The organism is Streptomyces xanthophaeus (assembly GCF_000725805.1).
GTDB lineage: Bacteria > Actinomycetota > Actinomycetes > Streptomycetales > Streptomycetaceae > Streptomyces > Streptomyces xanthophaeus.
The window spans coordinates 325,511-343,257 of record NZ_JOFT01000011.1; the positions used below are offsets into that span (position 1 = coordinate 325,511).

Here is a 17,747-nt window from a genome sequence, read left to right on the forward strand (position 1 = left end):
GGCCATGGCCGAGATCCTCGCCAACGCGCTGCGCTTCCACGTCCAGCGGCTGCCCGCGGCCGAAGTCCCCGAATCCGGCCGCGCGCAGGACGCCCGCGCCGTCCCGGTCGTCTTCCTGCACGGTCTCGTCGTCGACAACCTCTCCAGCTTCTACTGCCCGCTGGGCGTGCCGCTGGCGCGGGCCGGGCACGAGGTGGTCCTCTACGACCTGCGCGGCCACGGCCTCAGCGAGCGCCCGCCCGACGGGTACGACAGCCGCAGCGCCGTACGGGACCTGGTCGCCCTGCTGTCCGCCCTCGGACTCGACGGCCGGCCGGTCCACCTGGTCGGCAACAGCTACGGCGGCACCCTCGCCCTGCACGCCGCCCTCGCCCACCCCGGTCTCGTCGCGGGCCTGACCCTCCTCGAACCGCCGCTGAGCGGACCCTGGGTGGAGAACATGGTCGACACGCTGTCCGTGGCCGCGCTCAGTCTGGAGGACAGCGGCGTCCCCGCCGAACTGTCCTCGCTGCGGCTGCGCAAGGCGGCCAGGCTGACGGCGATCGCCGACGCCCTGCTGAACCGCACCACCCTCATCGACGACATCGCGGCCGGCCGCACCTTCACGTCCGCCGACTACGCCGCGATCGGCTGCCCGGTCCTGGTCGTCTGCGGGGAGCACTCCGAACTGGTCCCGGGCGCCCGGGATCTGGTCCGGCACGCCCCGCACGCGACGCTGCGGATCCTGCCCGGGCTGGGCCACGACGTACTCAAGGAGACCGGCGGGGTGCTGCGCGGGGCCGTGCTGGCGCACGCCGTCGCCCTTCGCCGGGCCGGGACGGGAGCGCTGACCGCATGAGGATCCTGTTCGTCGTCCCCCCGCTCGCCGGGCACGTCAATCCGACGGTCGCCGTCGCAGCCGAACTGGCCGCCCGCGGACACGAGACCGCCTGGACCGGGCCCGCCGCCGTCCTGTCCGGGCTGCTGCCCGCGCACGCCCGGCTGCTGCCTTCCGGAGACGCCCCGGGGCCGGACTCCGGCGGGTACGCCGCCCTGCACGGGCGGTGGCGGGACCTGCGGGGCGTCGCCGCCCTGCGGTTCCTGTGGGCGGAGGCGCTGGTGCCGCTGGCGCGCGCCATGGTGCCCGGCGTGGAGAAGGCCGTGGCGGAGTTCGCCCCGGACGTGATCGTCGCCGATCAGCAGGCGCTGGCCGGGGCCGTCGTCGCCCGGCGGTGCGGTGTCCCGTGGGTCACCTCTGCGAGCACCTCGGCCGAGTTCACCCGGCCGTTCGCCGGGTTCCCCAAGGTCGGCGACTGGGTGGCGGAGCAGTTGGCCGGGCTGCTCGCCGAGTGCGGGGCGCCGCCCGGCTGGGATCCCCGGTTCTCGGACCAACTGGTGCTGGTCTTCTCCACGCCGGAGCTCATCGGCGGCGCGGAGCCCTTCCCCGGCCACTACGCCTGTGTGGGACCCGCCTTCGGGTCCCGCCCGCCCGGCACGGACTTCCCGTGGCGGCGGCTCGACCCCGACCGGCGCCGGGTGCTGGTCTCGCTCGGCACCCTCAACCAGGAGGCGGGCTCCCGGTTCTACGCCGCGGTCCTGGCGGCCGGGGAACAGCTCGCGGACCGGGTCCAGTTGATCCTGGCCGCTCCCCGTCACCTGACCGGTCCCGTACCGGCGCACGCCCTGCTCCGCGAGGCGGTCCCCCAGCTGCGGCTGCTGCCCCACCTCGACGCGGTCGTCACCCACGGCGGCCACAACACGGTGTGCGAGTCGCTCGCCCACGGCCTTCCGCTGGTCGTGGCCCCGATCCGGGACGACCAGCCGATCGTCGCGCAGCAGGTCGCCGACGCGGGGGCCGGAGTCCGGGTGCGCTTCGGCCGGGCCCGGGCCGGCGAACTGCACGACGCGCTCACCGACGTACTGGCCGACTTCGGGCCGCACCGCCGTGCGGCCCGCCGGATCCAGACGTCCTTCGCCGCTGCGGGCGGGGCCCGCGCCGCAGCCGACCGATTGGAGGGGCTCGCATGAGCCCATGGGTTTCCGCCGCGATCGCCACCGCCCTCGCCGCGGGGACGGTACGGGCCCGCCGCCGGCTGCACGCGCTGCAGGTCCTGCTCCCCGCCGGGGCCGACGCCACCGCCGATGCCGCCCCCACGACCGGCACGGCAGTGCGCCGGCGGTTGCTCACCGCGCGGGGTGTCACGGCCGACGCGTCCGTCCTCGCGGCCGCCTGCGCCCACGCCGACCGGGAGGGCCTGGACGTCCTGGAGCTGCTGCCCGCCGACCTGCCCGCGGAGGACGCCCTCGGGCTGCTGCGGCTGGTCGATCCGGCCGGGTACCGGCAGGACCGGCTGGCCGCCGGGCGCGGCGCGGGCTGCGCCGTGCTCGTGGGTGCGGAGGTCCTGGAACGGGCCGGGGTGGATCCGGACCGTCCCCGGGACCGGGCGGAACTCCTGGCGCTCACCCGCCGTCTGAAGGAGTACGCCACCGCCTCGACCGACCTGGCCGTCGCCCCGGGGCTGCGCTCCGCCGGCGCCGTCGCGATCGCCGGGGCCGGGCGGCGCGGCCGGGCTGCCGAGCTGCACGCCCAGGGACTGCCGCCGGGCCTGCTGGCGGCGGCCCAGCTGGCCGGTCTCGCGCTGCTCGCGGCGGCTGCCGTACGGGACGGACGCTGGGGCGTGGCCGCCGCCGGGCTGTACTGGCTGCAGCCCGCTCTCGTGCTGGGCACCGGCGGCCCACTGCGGCCTGTGGACCTGGCCGGTGCGAGCGCGGCCCGGCCGCTGCGGTCGCTGCGTGCGGGGCTGCGTACGGCCGGGGAGGCCCGTGCGTCGCAGGAGGCCGGGGCGTCGGCCCGCAGGGCCGCGTACGCCGCCGAACTCGCGGGCGGCACCGACCGGTTCTTCGAGCCGCGGCGGACCGACTGCCCGTGGTGCGGCGCCTCCCGGCTGTCGGTACGGGTGCGCATGCCTGATCTGCTGCAGGGCAAACCCGGCCGTTTCACCCTGGAGGAGTGCGGAGGCTGCGGGCACGTCTTCCAGAATCCGCGGCTGACGGTGGAGGGACTGGACTTCTACTACCGGGACTTCTACGACGGCCGCGGCGGCGAGGGAGCCGGGACGGTCTTCGGCCGGCTCGGCGTCCACTACCGGGCGCGGGCCGCCATGATCGCCCCGTACGCCCGGCCCGCCTCCTGGCTCGATGTCGGCACCGGTCACGGCCACTTCTGCGACGTGGCCCGCGAGGTGTGGCCGGACTGCCGCTTCGACGGCCTCGACATGGGCGACGGCATCCAGGAGGCCGAGCGGCGCGGCTGGGTGGAGACCGGCTACCAGGGCCAGTTCCCCGAGCTCGCCGGGAAGCTCGCCGCCCAGTACGAGGCGGTCAGCATGTACCACTACCTGGAGCACACCCGTGACCCGTTCGCGGAGCTCGACGCGGCCGCGCAGGTGCTGGTGCCGGGCGGGCACCTGCTGATCGAGCTGCCCGATCCGCAGTCGAGGATGGCGCGGCTGCTGGGCCCGCACTGGCTGCCGTGGTTCCAGCCGCAGCACCAGCACCTGATCCCGGCGGCCAACCTGCGTGCGGCGCTGGCCGCGCGCGGGTTCACCGTACTGGCCGAAGAGCACGGGCCCGCCCATCAGCACAACGACTTCGTGGGCGCGGTCGCGCTCACCGCCAACCGTCTCGCCCCCGACCCGCACAGCCCCTGGGCCGACCCGGCCGCCCTGCGTCCGGCCCGGCGCGCGGCCCGCCAGGCGGTACGGGCCGTGGCCCTGCCGTGCCTGGCGGCGGCGGGCCTGCTGGACGCGGTGCGCACCGCGGCGGCCCGGCGCACCGACGGCGGCAACGCGTACCGGCTGCTGGCCCGCAAGGAGTCGAGGTGAACGCCCCCTCTGCGGGAACGGCCGGTGCCCTGCCGCCGCTGGCCCTGCGGGCCACCGCCGACCCGCTGTTCCGGCTGGTCGCCCACGCCCTGGAGGTCGCGCACGAACGGCCGCCTGCCGCGGTGTGGAGCGCCCCGCACGCCTTCCACCTCGGCTCGCCGGGCCTGGTGGCCGCCGCGGGCTGGCCCGTCGCGGCGGCCGCGGCCCCGCGCGAGGACGGCCGGGTGCGGCTGAGCTCGCTCGGCCACCCCGCGCAGAGCTGCGAACTCCCGCTGACCGGACCGTACCCGGACAGCCCTGCCTGGGCGGCGCGCCCGTACGCCCTGCTGCGGGCCCTCGCCCGGGCCGGGTACGGCCGCGGCGGCACGGACCTGCACGTCCAGAGCACCCTGACCGGAGCCGCCGGGCTGAGCCTGACGGAACCCCTGGACTGCGCGGTCGCTCTCGCCGTGGCCGACGTGCACACCGGCAAGGGCGAGCCGCGGCCCGCGCGGGAGCTGCTCGCCGCGCTGATCCGGGAGACGGCTCCGCAGGACGACGACGCCCTGCGCACCGCAGTGCTGTTCGCGCGGCCCGGCACCGCCCTGTGCGTCGGGCCGGACCGGGAGCCGCGGAGCGTGCCCTTCGACCCGCCCGCCTCGGGGACCCATCTGGTGCTCATGGCCGTACGGGGTCCCGAGGCGGACCGCGGGGCCGCGCTGGCGCGGGGCGTGGAGTGCGCACGACGGGCGGGCGCACTCAGCGCGTGGCCGCCGGGCAGCCGGGCCGGCCGCAGTGTGCTGGTGCTGCTGCCGCACAGCCGTCTGACGGCGGTGCGCGCGGCGGTCGCGGACGAGTTCCGCGGCCTGGGTCTGCCCGTACCGCGCTTCGTGAACATCGCCGTGGCCGGACCGGCCCGGCGCGAGGACTGAGCCGGGCCGCTCCGGCCCGGCGAGGACACAGGAGGCATCACCCCATGCGCACCGGACACTCAGCACCGGACGTCCCGGACACCCCACCGCGCGGGCGGGGCGGCAGGTGGCGGGCCACCGCGACCGGCATCGCCTGCGCCCTCGGCCTGCTCACCGCCATGACGGTCGGCAGCTCCGAGGCGGCCGTCGCCCCGGCGGCGGCGCCCGCCCCGGCCGCCGCGGCCCTGCCGGGCTACGACCACGTGGTGGTCGTCGTCTTCGAGAACAAGCAGTACGGCGAGATCATCGGCAGCTCCAACGCCCCGTACATCAACCAGCTGGCGGGCGGCGGCGCCAGCCTCACGGCGATGAAGGCGCTGACCCACCCCAGCCAGCCGAACTACTTCAACATCTTCTCCGGCGGCACCCAGGGCATCACGGGCGACGGCTGCTACGCACCGCAGTCGATGACCGCGCCCAACCTCGGCCAGGAACTCATCGTCGCGGGCAAGACGTTCGCGACGTACAACGAGGACCTGCCGAGCGAGGGATCCACGGCCTGCACCAACGGGCAGTACGCCCAGAAGCACAATCCGTGGTTCGCCTTCAAGAACGTGCCGCTCACCACCGGCAAGACCTGGACGCAGTTCCCGCGGGGCGACTTCGCCGCACTGCCGCACCTGTCGTTCGTCGTCCCGAACCAGTGCAACGACATGCACTCGTGCCCGGTGAGCACGGGCGACACCTGGGTCAAGAACAATCTCGACGCCTACGCGCAGTGGGCGAAGGCCAACAACAGCCTGCTCGTGCTCACCTGGGACGAGGACAACTTCCTGGGGTCCAACCAGATCGCCACGGTGTTCTACGGCGCGCACGTCAAGCAGGGGCGGTACAGCACCGCCTACAACCACTTCAACCTGCTGCGGACCTTCGAGGACCTGTTCGGGACGGGGCACGCGGGCAACGCGGCCACCGCCCAGCCGATCACGGAGGTCTTCGGGACCGGCGGTGAGGAACCACCTCCGGGCGGCCTGAGCGTCGTCAACCCGGGCGCGCAGACCTGCAAGTTCAACCAGTCCTGCACCATCCAGGTGACGGCCACCGGAGGTGCGGCCCCGCTGCGGTGGACCTCGGCCGGGCTGCCGTGGGGGCTGACCATGGACGCCGCGACCGGCCGGATCAGCGGGAAGCCATGGGGGTCCGGGACCGTCCAGATCACCGCCACGGCGACCGATGCGGCGGGCAAGAACGCCGCGGCCACCTTCCCGCTCACCCTCAACTGGTTCTGACGGGAACCCGGTTCGGACACAAGGAGGCATCCGTGTACCTGTCGGCCAACCGCGCCGCCGATGCCGCGAAGGGCGTACCCCGCCCGGCGGCCGGCCCGGCCGTCGCGGGCAACGTGCTCGTGCTCGGCCTGGTCAGCCTGGTCACGGATGTCTCCGCCGAGATGGTCACCGCGGTCCTGCCGCTCTACCTCGTCGTCGGCCTCGGCATGTCGCCGCTGGCCTTCGGGGCGCTCGACGGGCTCTACCAGGGCGCGAGCGCCTTCCTGCGGCTGGCCGGCGGCCACCTCGCCGACCGGACCGAGCGCCACAAACTCGTGGCGGGGACGGGGTACGCCCTCTCCGCGGCCTGCAAGCTGGCCCTGCTCGCGGTCTCCACTCCATGGGCGATGGGCGCGGTCCTGGCCGCCGACCGGGCCGGGAAGGGGCTGCGTACCGCGCCGCGCGACGCGCTCATCTCGCTGTCCGCCCCGCCCGAGGGGCAGGGCCGGGCCTTCGGGGTGCACCGGGCCATGGACACGGCGGGCGCGCTGCTCGGCCCGCTGGTGGCCTTCGGGGTGCTCTGGGCGGCGCACGACGCCTACGAGGCCGTGTTCACGGTCAGCTTCTGCGTGGCGGCCTTCGCGGTGCTGCTGCTCGCACTGTTCGTACGGGACGTCCGCGCCCGGCCGGACCGTACCCCCCGGCCGCAACGGGCTGCCCCGGCGCGGCCCGGCCTGGGGCCGGTGCTCCGTGACCGCGGCGTACGGCGCCTCGCGCTGGCGGCGGCCCTGTTCGGGGTGTTCACGGTCGGGGACTCCTTCGTCTACCTGCTCCTCCAGCGGCGCCTGGAGCTGCCCGCGGCGGCCTTCCCCCTGCTCCCGGTGGCCACGGCGGCCGGGTTCCTGCTGCTCGCCGTCCCGTTGGGCAGGCTCGCGGACCGGGCCGGACGCGGCCCCGTCTTCCTGGCGGGTCATGCCGCGCTGGCGGTGGCGTACCTCCTGCTGCTCTCCCCGCTGGGCGGCGCGGCCCCGGCGGTACTGGTGCTGCTGCTCCTCAGCGCGTTCTACGCGGCCACGGACGGCGTGCTGATGGCGGCCGCGGGACCGCTGCTGCCCGTACGGCTGCGGGCGAGCGGCATGGCCGTGGTCCAGACGGCGCAGGCACTGGCCCGGTTCGCGGGGGCGCTGCTCTTCGGGGCCGGCTGGACGTACGCGGGTCCCGGTACCGCACTGGCCGGCGCGGCCATCGGTCTCACCCTGTCGCTGGCGGCGGCCGGGATTCTCGGCAAGGGAGCACTGCGATGACGCACACCCTGCGGAAGGTCCTCGTCCTGGTCCTGTTCTCCGCGCTGCTGGCGGCGGTGGCCGTGGTCTCGGTGGTACGTGCCGCGGACCGGGCCGGCGAGCGCGAAGAGGCGCGTCCGGGCGGTCCGGTGGCGCAGTCGGGCGTGGTGGACCTGGAGACGCCGGGCCGGCTGCTGTTCCGCAATCTGGCCTGGGGGCCGGGCCGCGACACGATCGCCTCGGTACCGCTGGCCGCACCCGGGGGTGCGCGGACCACCGCGCCGCAGGACTGCCTGCGCTTCCACGCGGCCGCGGGCACGGGGGTCTGCCTGCGGCGCGCGGGCGGGGTCGTGCCCCGGTACGAGGCGCTGGTCCTCGACCGCCAGCTGCGGCCGGTCCGTTCGTTCGAGGTTCCGGGTACGCCCACCCGTGCACGGGTCTCCCCCAGCGGGCGGCTGCTCGCCTGGACGGTGTTCGTCAGCGGGGACTCGTACGCGGGCGGCAGCTTCTCGACCCGCACCGCCGTCTACGACACCCGGTCGGGGGTGCTCGTCCCCAGCCTGGAGGAGTTCGCGGTGTCCGACGGGGGCCGGCGCGTCCGGGCGGCCGACCACAACTTCTGGGGCGTGACCTTCGCCGACGACGACAACCGCTTCTACGCGACCCTCGCCACGGGGGGCCGGACCCACCTGGTGGAGGGCGATCTGGGGGCCCGCGAACTGCGCGTGCTGCGGGAGAACGCGGAGTGCCCCTCCCTCTCCCCCGACGGCACCCGGATCGCGTTCAAGAAGCGGGTGGACGGTCTGCCGGCCGATGCGCCGTGGCGCCTGTACGTCCTGGACCTGGGCACCGGCGCCGAGACCGCGTTGGCGGAGGAGCGGAGCGTCGACGACCAGGCCCTGTGGTACGACGGGCGGACTCTCCTCTACGCGCTGCCGGGCGATTTCGGCGGCGACCTGTGGTCCCTGCCCGCGGGGGGCGGGGGAAGTCCGCAGCTGCTGCTGAAGTCCGCCGTCTCCCCGGCCGTCATGAGGTCTTGACGGTCCGTCACCCTGCCCAGCGTCCTGACAGGAAGGTGACGGCGAAGACGGTGCTCACGGGGCCGACGAGGCAGACGTAGGCCGTCTTCAGGCGGGGCCTGCGCAGGCTCCAGGAGGCCAGCACGATCCACAGCGGCCACCAGAGGAGGGTGGCGCGGGGGACGGAGGTGTACCAGTAGGACGTACCGAGTGCCCACAGGCTGAGGCCGACGTAGGCCGCCTCGGGCCAGCGGCGCCGGGCGGTCAGCAGACCGAGCAGGCACAGGCCGACGAGCATCGCGAGGAGTTCCGCCTGGTACATGAAGGCGTACCCGGTGGCCTGGACGTGGGTGAAGGCCTCGCGCCAGGTGGTGGCCCACGCTTCCCACGGGGTGTGGAAGTCGCGGTACCAGCCGCGTTCCTGCGCGTGTTTCCAGGCCATCCAGTCGCCGGTGTGCGTCTGGAGGTACCAGCTGTGGAGGGCGGCGGGCAGGGCGGGCAGCGCGATCCAGGGCAGCGACCGCCACCGCCGGCGGGTACGGGCGGTCAGCAGGAAGTGCAGGGCGATCGCGGCGGCGAGGAAGAGGCCGCTGATGCGGACGGTCGTGGCCAGGGCCGTGAGGGTGGCGGCGAGGGGCCAGTTGCGGCGCTGGGCGGCGAGCCAGGCGGGCAGGGCGAGGGCGAGGAAGAGCGCCTCGGTGTAGCCGACGGCCAGGAAGACCGCGCACGGGGAGAGCAGGAGGAACAGCACGGCGCGTGGGGCGGCGTCCGCGGCGGGCAGGTACAGCTCGGCGATCCGGGCCAGGGCGAGGACGGCAACGGCCCCGGCGACGAAGGAGATCAGGAGTCCGGCCGCGGTCCAGTCGGGGACGACGGTGTGGACCGCGCGCAGCAGGAGGGGGAAGCCGGGGAAGAAGGCCTCCCGGTTGTCCCAGCCCCGCAGCCAGGGCCCTGCCCCGCCGGGGAAGTAGCCCTCCCGGGCTATGGCGAGGAAGTGCACCCAGTCCCAGCGCTGAAAGGGTGCGAGCGCGGGACCTGGGGCCCGGCCGCCGCCGTTGGCCGGGAACAGCCACCGGGTGCAGTAGGCGGTGGTCCAGATGCCCGCCCGGGTCACCAGGTACAGCCACAGCACCTCCCTGTCCACGGGGCGCAGCCGAGCGGCCGCCCGCCGCAGGGCGTCCGCGGGCCGGCGGCCGGGCCGGACCTGGGCCCGCGGGGGGAGCCGCTGCGGTGCGGGCGGGCGCGGGACCGGTGCGTGGATGCCCTCGCGCGGACGGGGCGGCATGAGCGACACGGTGGACTCCAGAGGGTGTGCGGGCACGCCGGACCGCCCGACGGCGGCTCACCGGACGCCGGCGGGGGAAGGGTTCGGCGGATGGCGGATCAGTGCGCGAGCGTGCGGTCGTGGCCGTCCGCGACGGGAGCGGGGCCGGGGTCGGGGTCGGACCGGGGCCGGGAGGCTGCCTACCGTGCCGGGGTCGTGGCCGGGGGCGTGCCCGTCGCACTGCTGTCGGGAGGTCTGGTCGACCCGTAGGGGGACGTCGCCGGGGGTGTCGGGGGCAGGCTCGTCCGGGCCGCTGAGGGGCCGGTCGTGGGTGCGGGCGACGGAGGACGGGTGGTCGGTCCCGGCGAGACCTGGCCGGGAGAAGGCGTGGTGGCCGGGGGTGTCGGCGCCGGCTTGCCCGGCAGGAGCTCGGACACGGCCGCACCGCCCCCCGCGAGGACGAGGCACACCCCCACCACGGCCAGGGTGACGCGACGCCGGTGCGCCCGCCGGCCCCGTTCGGTGATGTGCTCGGCCGGTGCGGTCACCGCCCGCTGCCGTCCGGAGTCGGCGGCTTGCCGGAAGAGGGACCGCAGCGGGTCCTGGGGCTCAGGCACCGGGGGCCTCCTCAATGCGCGGGTCCTGCAGGCGATGGGCGAGCGCGGTCCGGCCGCGGCTCAGGTGCGTCTTGACGGTGCTCGCGGACACGCCGGTCTCTTCGGCGATCTGCTCGACGGTCAGGTCGCACACGTAGTGCAGGGTCATCGAGCGGCGCTGCTGACCCGGCAGCTCGCGCAGCGCCTCCACCAGGGCGACCTGTTCCGGCCCGGGCCCCTCGACGTGCGGTGGGGCCCCGCTGCGCTTCCAGGCGTCCACGGAACGGCGCCGGAAGCGCCACCGGCTCACCGCCAGACGCCAGGCGACCGTACGGATCCATGCCTCGGGACGGCCGTCCCGATCGAGCTGGTGCCTTCGGCTCCAGCCCTTGACGAACGCTTCCTGCACGACGTCCTGCGCCTCGTGCAGGTCGCCGAGCATCACGTACAACTGGCCTGTGAGCCGCGCCGCCGCCTGTGCATAGAACTCTTCGAACTCCTCGACGGTCAACTGCCACTCCCGGATCTCTCGCTACACCCGGCATACGCCTGGCACGGGCCGTCCGGTCTACACGGGACGCCAAGATCCAGGGTGAGCATCCTCACGGAACCGGACGCCGCGGACACGCGTCAGGGCCCGGGCTTTGTATCGGGCGGGTATCAGGGAGCGCTTGGTCGCCCATCGGATCGGTGCGCCCGGCCGCGGCGCATCCGAGCGGCGCCGGCCCTCCTGACCTGGGGATCAGCGGCCGGCAGGGGTGGTGAGGGGGGTGTCCGCGGCCGCCGTGCGAGGCGGCCGGCACGCCGGAGTCTGGCATATCGTTCCATTCGGGCCACCGTCCGCGCGTGAGCGCCTTCGGGCCCGCAGCCCACGACCGTCCGAACAGGAGTCATCAGCCCGTGTCCTCGTCCGCCCCCTCTCCGGCCCCTGCGCACCCCGTTCGCGTGCTGCTGGTGGAGGACGACGAGCTGATGCGCCGGTCCTTCTCCACCGCCCTCGAACGCTACGGCTACCAGGTGCGGACCGCGGCCGACGGGCTGACGGGACTGGAGCTGTTCCGCGACCACGGATTCGACCTGCTGATCCTGGACGTGATGCTGCCCGGTCTCGACGGGATCGGGCTGTGCCGCAGGGTCCGGGAGACCAGCCTGGTGCCCGTGCTGATGATGTCCGCGCGCGGCGACGGGCTCGACGTCGTGTCCGGTCTGGAGGCCGGGGCCGACGACTACGTGGTCAAGCCGGTGGACACCTACGTGCTCGTGGCCCGCATCCGTTCGCTGCTGCGGCGGGCCACCTACGCGCCCGCCCCCGGCGCCGGCCCCGGCCCCGGACAGGCCACGGGCGGTGACCCGGCACCCTCCGGGAGCGAGGTGCTGGTGTTCGGGGACCTGACCGTCGACACCGGGGGGCTGGAGGTGTCCGTCGCCGGGAGCCCGGTGGCGCTGACCCCCACGGAGCTGAAGCTCCTGCTGGAGTTCGCGGCCCGTCCGGGCATCGTGCTGGAACGGCACACCCTGCTGCGGGACGTGTGGGACTACGGCTGGGACGGCGACAGCCGGGTCGTGGACCTGTGCGTGCAGCGGCTGCGCAGCAAACTGGGCCGCGACCGGATCGAGACGGTCCGCGGCTTCGGCTACAAGCTCAGGCGCTAGCGGGTGCGCCCGTACCGCCGGCTGCGGCCGGCCCGCGTTCCACTGCGCTGGAAGATCGCCGCCCTGGCTGCGGCCACGGCCTGCCTGGTCGCGGTGGCGGTGGGCGTGCTGGTGCACGTATGGACCGCGCAGGACATCCGCAGCCGGGCCGAGGCACAGGCCCTCAACCGGCTGTACTCGGCCATGGACACCTACCGGCGCACCGGCACCCTCACGGACGGCACCGAGCTCGATCCGGCCGAGCTGCCCGCCGCGCTGCGGCACCCGGCCGACGGCGACCGGCACGCCGCCCACGACGGGCACGTCGAGGGGAACCTGGGGCCGAGCGTCTGGGGTGCCCAGCGGGTCGGCGGCCCGGGCGGTCCGGTCCTGGCCGTCCGCGTCAACATGAGCGGGGAGCTCCACGGGCTGCGCCAGCTGGATGTGACCATGGCGGTGGCCTCGCTGGTCGCACTCGCCGCGGCCACGCCCCTGGCGGTCTACGGGGCCGGGCTGCTCGGCCGTCGGCTGCGACGGGTCTCCGAGACCGCGGGCCGGATCTCCGCCGGGGACCTCGATGCCCGGACCGGACCCACCGACGGCCGCGACGAGGTGGACGACATCGCCGGCACCGTCGACCTCATGGCGGACAGTCTCAGCCGACGGCTGCGCACGGAACGCCAGTTCACCGCGGACGTGGCCCACGAACTGCGCACCCCCGTGGGCGGTCTGCTGGCCGCCGCGGACCTGCTGCCGCCCGGTGAGACGGAGGATCTGCTCCGGGTCCGGGTGCGCGATCTGCGCGGCCTGGTCGAGGACCTGCTGGAGGTCTCCCGGCTGGACGCGGGCGCCGAACATCCGGTGCACGCCCGCGTCCCGCTGGGCGCCGTCGTCGCCGAGGCCGTGACGCGCACCGGCCTCGACACGGAGGTCACCGTCACCGGCACCGGCGGGCGGCGCGCGGGGGCCGGACGGACCGTGGAGGCGATGGAGACCGTGGAGACCGTGGAGACCGACCCGCGCCGCCTCGAACGGATCGTCAGCAATCTCGTCCTCAACGCCCACCGGCACGGGCAGGCCCCGGTCCGGGTCACTGTCGAGGGCCGCAGCGTCGTCGTACGCGACCACGGGCCCGGTTTCCCCGCGGACCTGCTGCTCGAAGGCCCGCGCCGCTTCCACACGGGCGCGGCGGACCGCGGCTCCGGCCACGGCCTGGGCCTGACCATCGCCCTGGGCCAGGCCCGTCTGCTGGGCGCCGAACTGCTGCTGGACAACGCCCCGGACGGCGGCGCCGTCGCCACCCTGCGCCTGCCGCACTGAGGGTCCGCGCGGCCCGACCGTCCCCTACGGAACTGCTGCACGGCTCAGCGTCCACCGATACACGGCGGCCCGGGCCCCGATACGTTCCCCCGGCACTCTTCGACGTGCACCCCTTGGCACCCGAAGAGGAGTTCCCGTGACATCCGCCCCCCTCGACCCGTTCGGCGCACTCGGCGCACTCGGCGCACTCGCGCCGCACCCCGCGACGGCCGGGTCCGCCGCCGCCGTCCACGACCTGTCGAAGGTCTACGGCAGCGGCGACACCCGCGTCGTCGCCCTGGACCGTGTCAGCATCTCCTTCAGGGAGGGCGAGTTCACCGCGATCATGGGGCCGTCCGGCTGCGGCAAGTCCACCCTGATGCACTGCGCCGCCGGGCTCGACTCCTTCAGTTCCGGCTCCGTCCGCATCGGCACCACCGAACTGAGCACGCTCGACGACCGGCAGCTCACCCAGCTGCGCCGCGACCGGATCGGCTTCGTCTTCCAGGCGTTCAACCTGCTGCCGACGCTGACCGCACTGGAGAACATCACGCTGCCGCTGACCATCGCCGGCCGCCGCCCCGACGCCCAGTGGCTGGACCGCGTGGTCTCCATGGTCGGCCTCTCCCAGCGCCTGGGGCACCGGCCCGGACAGCTGTCCGGAGGGCAGCAGCAGCGCGTCGCGGTGGCCCGGGCCCTGGCCTCCCGCCCCGCGATCGTCTTCGGCGACGAGCCCACCGGCAACCTCGACTCCCGCGCCGGCGGCGAAGTCCTCGGCTTCCTGCGCGACTCGGTGCGCGAGCTGGGCCAGACCGTGGTCATGGTCACGCACGACCCCGTCGCCGCGGGATACGCCGACCGCGTGGTCTTCCTCGCCGACGGCCGCCTCGTCGACGAGATGACAGGTCCCACCCCGGACCGGGTGCTGGACCGGATGAAGGCGTTCGACACGGGTTCGCGCACCAGCTGAGCCGCTCCGCGCCCGCATCGCACCGCACTGCACCGCACCGCACCAGCCGCCACCGCTCGTCCGCCCGCCCGCGCGTCGGCCGAGCCCGCATCCCAGGATCCGCACCCATGTTCCGTACCGCCCTGCGCAACGTGTCCGCGCACAAGGCCCGCCTGCTGATGACCGCGTGCGCGGTCATGCTCGGCGTCACCTTCATCACCGGCAGCCTCGTCTTCGGCGACAGTCTGGGCCGTGCCTCCACGGCCCGGGCGACCGACGGCTACGAGCGCATCGCCGTCAACGTCGCCTCCGACGGCCCTCCCGGCGGCGGCACCGGGCCGGCCGGCATCGACGCCCGTACGGTGGCCGGCCTGGCCGCGGTCCCCGGTGTCGCCGTCGCCGCGGGCCGGGTCGACGGTTTCGCAGCCGTCGCCGACCGTGACGGCCGCCTGATCGGTCACGGCCCGTCCCACCTGGGCGGCAACTTCGCCCCGGGCCCGGGCGGCGCGGACCCCGCCTACCGCTTCGTCCGGGGTTCCGGCCCGGCCGGCCCCGACACGGTCGCCCTCGACGAGGCCACCGCCGCGAAGGGCGGCTACCGCGTCGGCGACACCGTGCGCGTCGGCACGGACCAGGGCGCCGCCTCGTACACCCTGAGCGGGGTCTTCCGTACCGACGGGATGCGCCTGCCCGCCGGGGGCAGCCTGACGCTGTTCGCCGACGCCACCGCCCAGCAGCTCTTCCTCCAGCCCGGCCGCTACCGCAGCGTCGAGCTCACGGCCGCACCCGGCACCCACCCGCAGGAGCTCCTCACCCGCGTCGAACCGGTGCTGCCGCAGGGCACCGGCGCGGTCACTGGGACCCGGCTCGCCCAGATCAAGGCGAACCTCGCCACCAGCGACAGCGACACCATGAGCCAGATCCTGCTGGGCTTCGCCGCGGTCGCCCTGTTCGTCGCCACCTTCCTCATCTCCAACACCTTCACCATGCTGGTCGCCCGGCGCACCCGGGAGCTGGCCCTGATGCGGGCCGTCGGCGCCTCGCGCAAGCAGGTGCGCCGCATCCTGCTCACCGAGACCCTGATCGTCGGCGCCCTCGCCTCCGCAGTGGGACTCGCCGTGGGCACCGGGGTCGCCGCCCTGCTCCAGACGCTCTTCGCCCCCGCCGGCCGGCCGGACGCCCCGCTGGTCCTCACCCCGGGCACCGTGATCACGTCCCTGCTCGTCGGCACCGCCCTGCCCGTGATCGCCGCATGGCTTCCGATCCGCCGTGCCATGGCCATCCCTCCCGTCGCCGCACTCAGCGCCGCCGAGCCCACGGCCCCGGCCCGTGCGGGCTCCCTGCGCAACGGCCTCAGCGCCGCGCTGGTGCTCACCGGCGCCGTCGCCGTGGTGTACGGAGCCCTGACCTCGGGCAAGGACGCCCGGACCGTCATCGGCCTCGGCGCGGCTCTGGCGCTGACCGGGACGATCGGCTGCATCCCGCTGCTGTCCCGGCCGTTCGTCGCCCTGGTCCGTCCGCTGCTGACGCGCCTCCATCCGGTGCACGGCGACCTCGCCGCCCGCAACACGGTGCGCGACCCGCGCCGCACCGGCGCCACCGCCGCCGCGCTCGCCATCGCCCTCACCCTCGCCTCGGGCCTGTCCGTCCTCGGAGCGTCCGCCGCCCAGTACCTCGACCGTGCGACCACCCACGACTTCCTCGCCGACTACCTGGTGAAGCCCGCCGAGGGCGGCATGCGGATGACGCCCGCCACCGCACAGGCCCTCCGGGCACTGCCCGGCGCCGCGTCCAGCCCGCTCAACCAGTCCACCGAGTACCGGCTGGCCGGCATCCCCTCCGTCCTGACGGGCGTGGACCCGTCCACCATCGGCCGGCTGCTCAGGTACGACGTGGTCGAGGGCTCCCTCGACAGCCTCGCCCAGGGCCAGATCGCCGTGGCCGACTTCAAGGCCGGGAAGGCCGGCTGGCGCGTCGGCCAGACCCTCCCCCTGGAACGGGGGGACGACCGGCGCGGCAGCGTCACCATCGGCGCCATCTACCACGCGGACGAACAGAGCAATCTGCTGCCCAGCATCACCGCACCCGATTCCCTCGTGGCCCGCTACGACGCCACCCCGCACACCGACGGCATCCTCGTGGCCACCGACAGCGGACCGGGCCGGGCGGCGCTCGGCAGGCTCCACCACGCCCTCGGTGACAATCCCGCGCTGGCCGTCCTCGACCAGGCGGACATCCGGGCCCGGGACAGCGGGGACATCGGCGACCAGCTCAACGTCTTCTACGCCCTGCTCAGCATGGCGCTGGCGATCGCCGCACTGGGCATCGCCAACACCCTCGCGATGTCCGTCCTCGAACGCCGCAAGGAGATCGGCACCCTGCGCGCCCTCGGCCTGGACCGGGCCGGAGTGGCCCGGATGATCCGCCTGGAGGCCCTGCTCCTCGGTGGACTGGGCGCGACCCTCGGCACGGCCATGGGCGTCTTCCTGGGCTGGGCCCTGGGCCGTACCCTCCAGGAACACGTCGTGGGCTACACGCTGGTCCTCCCCTGGGGACGCCTCGCGCTCGGCGTGCTCATCGCCCTGGCGGGCGCCCTGGCCGCCTCGCTCTGGCCGGCTCGCAGGGCCGCCCGCGTCGACATCCCCTCCGCGACGGCGGCCCAGTGACCACCCGCCGCTCGCCGCTCGCAAAGACGCACGGGGAGCGGGGCCCGGCCGCAGCCGATGAGCCGTGGACCCCTTCGGGATCGAGGTCCGAGGCTGCGACCCAGGTCCGGTCACCCACGATCTGAGCGCTCTCGGCGCCGCGGCCTGACGGGCGGCACGAGCAACCGTACGGCGCGGAGCGGCAGTTGTGTATTGCTGTCGGCCGGTCCTTGAGGTGGCGGTGCCCGATGTCGCCGGGCGCGCGGGCGAGTTGACCTCGCGTGGCCGCCTCGGGGCCATACGGACCCCTGGAGGAGGTCAACCCGCCCGACCGTAGCGGACGTTTGCGCTCCAGATGCGCTCCAGCCGTACGCGGGTGCCCGGGCGGGGCGCGTGCCAGATCTTGTCGTGGCCCGCGTAGATGCCCACGTGTCCCATGGTCGAGCCCTTCGGGAAGAACACCAGGTCACCCAATGCGCGTTTGCTCCGCGGAATGCGCGAGGTGCGCTCGTACTGCTGCTCGGCGGTGCGCGGCAGTTGCCTTCCGACCCTCCGGAAGGAATAGAGGGTCAGCCCTGAACAGTCGAAGCGTTTGGGCCCGGTTGCGCCACGGGCATACGGGGCCCCCTTCTTGGAGGCGGCCACGGCCACCACCTTGGCTCCGTACGGTGCGGCCGCTTCGGCGGGATCGGTCGGACCGGCCAAGGTGCCGGTGACCAGCAGGCAGAGCAGCAGGACGCGAGGGGAACGGAATCTGGCGGTACGGCGGACAACAACTCGGTGAGCCTGTCGGTCCTGACGGGAGTCGCTCCTGAAGACGGACATCGTGGTACCTCCGCGTTCGAATGCAGCAACGGTCGATCGGATACCTGTGAAGCTCCTGCTTTCGGTGACGAATCCTGAGGCGTAGCGGCCGACCAGTTTTCTCCGTTGTCGCCCGCAATCCACTTCCGACATGGGTTGAGCGATATCGATTCTGCAACAAATCAGCGGATATATGCACAGACCAACACGCGTGGCGCCGTACCGACGCTGTTCG

The 17,747-nt window shown here is 74.5% G+C and carries 15 protein-coding genes; 11 read left to right on the top strand and 4 right to left on the bottom strand.

Features of this window, described 5'->3' with window-relative positions; genetic code table 11:
- Positions 1 to 4: 4 nt before the first annotated feature.
- Genes IO30_RS0105025 through IO30_RS0105055 form a run of 7 tightly spaced genes read left to right on the top strand, consistent with a single transcriptional unit; the run spans position 5 to position 8,344 of the window.
- A complete protein-coding gene (locus IO30_RS0105025; RefSeq protein WP_051901893.1) occupies positions 5 to 838 on the top strand; it encodes an alpha/beta fold hydrolase in 834 nt (277 codons plus the stop codon).
- Complete coding sequence (locus IO30_RS0105030; RefSeq protein WP_031139659.1) at positions 835 to 2,007, top strand: glycosyltransferase; 1,173 nt, start codon at positions 835 to 837, stop codon at positions 2,005 to 2,007. Before IO30_RS0105025 ends, IO30_RS0105030 begins: the two co-directional genes overlap by 4 nt.
- Positions 2,004 to 3,863: a class I SAM-dependent methyltransferase gene (locus IO30_RS0105035; RefSeq protein ID WP_037893011.1), complete on the top strand. Its 1,860-nt coding sequence runs from the start codon at positions 2,004 to 2,006 to the stop codon at positions 3,861 to 3,863. The genes IO30_RS0105030 and IO30_RS0105035 overlap by 4 nt, the downstream gene beginning before the upstream one ends.
- Positions 3,860 to 4,774: a hypothetical protein gene (locus tag IO30_RS0105040; protein WP_051901895.1), complete on the top strand. Its 915-nt coding sequence runs from the start codon at positions 3,860 to 3,862 to the stop codon at positions 4,772 to 4,774. The genes IO30_RS0105035 and IO30_RS0105040 overlap by 4 nt, the downstream gene beginning before the upstream one ends.
- 44 nt (positions 4,775 to 4,818) lie before the next feature.
- Positions 4,819 to 6,042 carry an alkaline phosphatase family protein gene (locus tag IO30_RS40090; RefSeq protein ID WP_078904543.1) on the top strand — a complete coding sequence of 408 codons (1,224 nt, stop codon included), beginning with the start codon at positions 4,819 to 4,821 and terminating at the stop codon, positions 6,040 to 6,042.
- Between the two features lie 32 nt (positions 6,043 to 6,074).
- Positions 6,075 to 7,325, top strand: coding sequence for an MFS transporter (locus IO30_RS0105050; RefSeq protein ID WP_031139666.1), 1,251 nt, complete (start codon positions 6,075 to 6,077; stop codon positions 7,323 to 7,325).
- Positions 7,322 to 8,344, top strand: a complete 1,023-nt coding sequence (locus IO30_RS0105055) for a TolB family protein (RefSeq protein WP_031139668.1) — start codon at positions 7,322 to 7,324, stop codon at positions 8,342 to 8,344. Before IO30_RS0105050 ends, IO30_RS0105055 begins: the two co-directional genes overlap by 4 nt.
- A gap of 7 nt (positions 8,345 to 8,351) precedes the next feature.
- Here IO30_RS0105055 and IO30_RS0105060 read toward each other — a convergent pair whose 3' ends face one another.
- From IO30_RS0105060 to IO30_RS0105065, 3 genes are all read right to left on the bottom strand, one after another.
- The gene (locus IO30_RS0105060) at positions 8,352 to 9,608 is read right to left on the bottom strand and encodes a mannosyltransferase family protein (protein WP_037893151.1); all 1,257 of its coding nucleotides are present in this window, start codon (positions 9,606 to 9,608) and stop codon (positions 8,352 to 8,354) included.
- Positions 9,609 to 9,787: 179 nt separating this feature from the next.
- The gene (locus IO30_RS43025) at positions 9,788 to 10,204 is read right to left on the bottom strand and encodes a hypothetical protein (RefSeq protein WP_078903752.1); all 417 of its coding nucleotides are present in this window, start codon (positions 10,202 to 10,204) and stop codon (positions 9,788 to 9,790) included.
- A complete protein-coding gene (locus IO30_RS0105065; RefSeq protein WP_031139672.1) occupies positions 10,197 to 10,694 on the bottom strand; it encodes a SigE family RNA polymerase sigma factor in 498 nt (165 codons plus the stop codon). The genes IO30_RS43025 and IO30_RS0105065 overlap by 8 nt, the downstream gene beginning before the upstream one ends.
- A 461-nt stretch (positions 10,695 to 11,155) precedes the next feature.
- Here IO30_RS0105065 and cseB point away from each other — a divergent pair, with 461 nt between their 5' ends.
- The 4 genes from cseB to IO30_RS0105085 all read left to right on the top strand — a co-directional run bounded on the left by cseB (position 11,156) and on the right by IO30_RS0105085 (position 16,729).
- The gene (gene cseB / locus IO30_RS0105070; RefSeq protein WP_234321607.1) at positions 11,156 to 11,836 is read left to right on the top strand and encodes a two-component system response regulator CseB; all 681 of its coding nucleotides are present in this window, start codon (positions 11,156 to 11,158) and stop codon (positions 11,834 to 11,836) included.
- 3 nt (positions 11,837 to 11,839) lie between these two features.
- Positions 11,840 to 13,135 carry a sensor histidine kinase gene (locus IO30_RS0105075; RefSeq protein ID WP_202205063.1) on the top strand — a complete coding sequence of 432 codons (1,296 nt, stop codon included), beginning with the start codon at positions 11,840 to 11,842 and terminating at the stop codon, positions 13,133 to 13,135.
- 235 nt (positions 13,136 to 13,370) lie between these two features.
- A complete protein-coding gene (locus IO30_RS0105080) occupies positions 13,371 to 14,084 on the top strand; it encodes an ABC transporter ATP-binding protein (RefSeq protein ID WP_037893155.1) in 714 nt (237 codons plus the stop codon).
- 107 nt (positions 14,085 to 14,191) lie between these two features.
- Entirely contained in the window at positions 14,192 to 16,729 is a 2,538-nt protein-coding gene (locus IO30_RS0105085; protein ID WP_031139680.1) for an ABC transporter permease, read from the top strand.
- A gap of 297 nt (positions 16,730 to 17,026) precedes the next feature.
- Here the strand turns inward: IO30_RS0105085 and IO30_RS0105090 are convergent, their stop codons facing one another.
- Positions 17,027 to 17,533 (bottom strand): C40 family peptidase, encoded by a 507-nt coding sequence (locus tag IO30_RS0105090; protein ID WP_078904545.1) that lies wholly within the window; start codon positions 17,531 to 17,533, stop codon positions 17,027 to 17,029.
- Between the last annotated feature and the right edge of the window lie 214 nt (positions 17,534 to 17,747).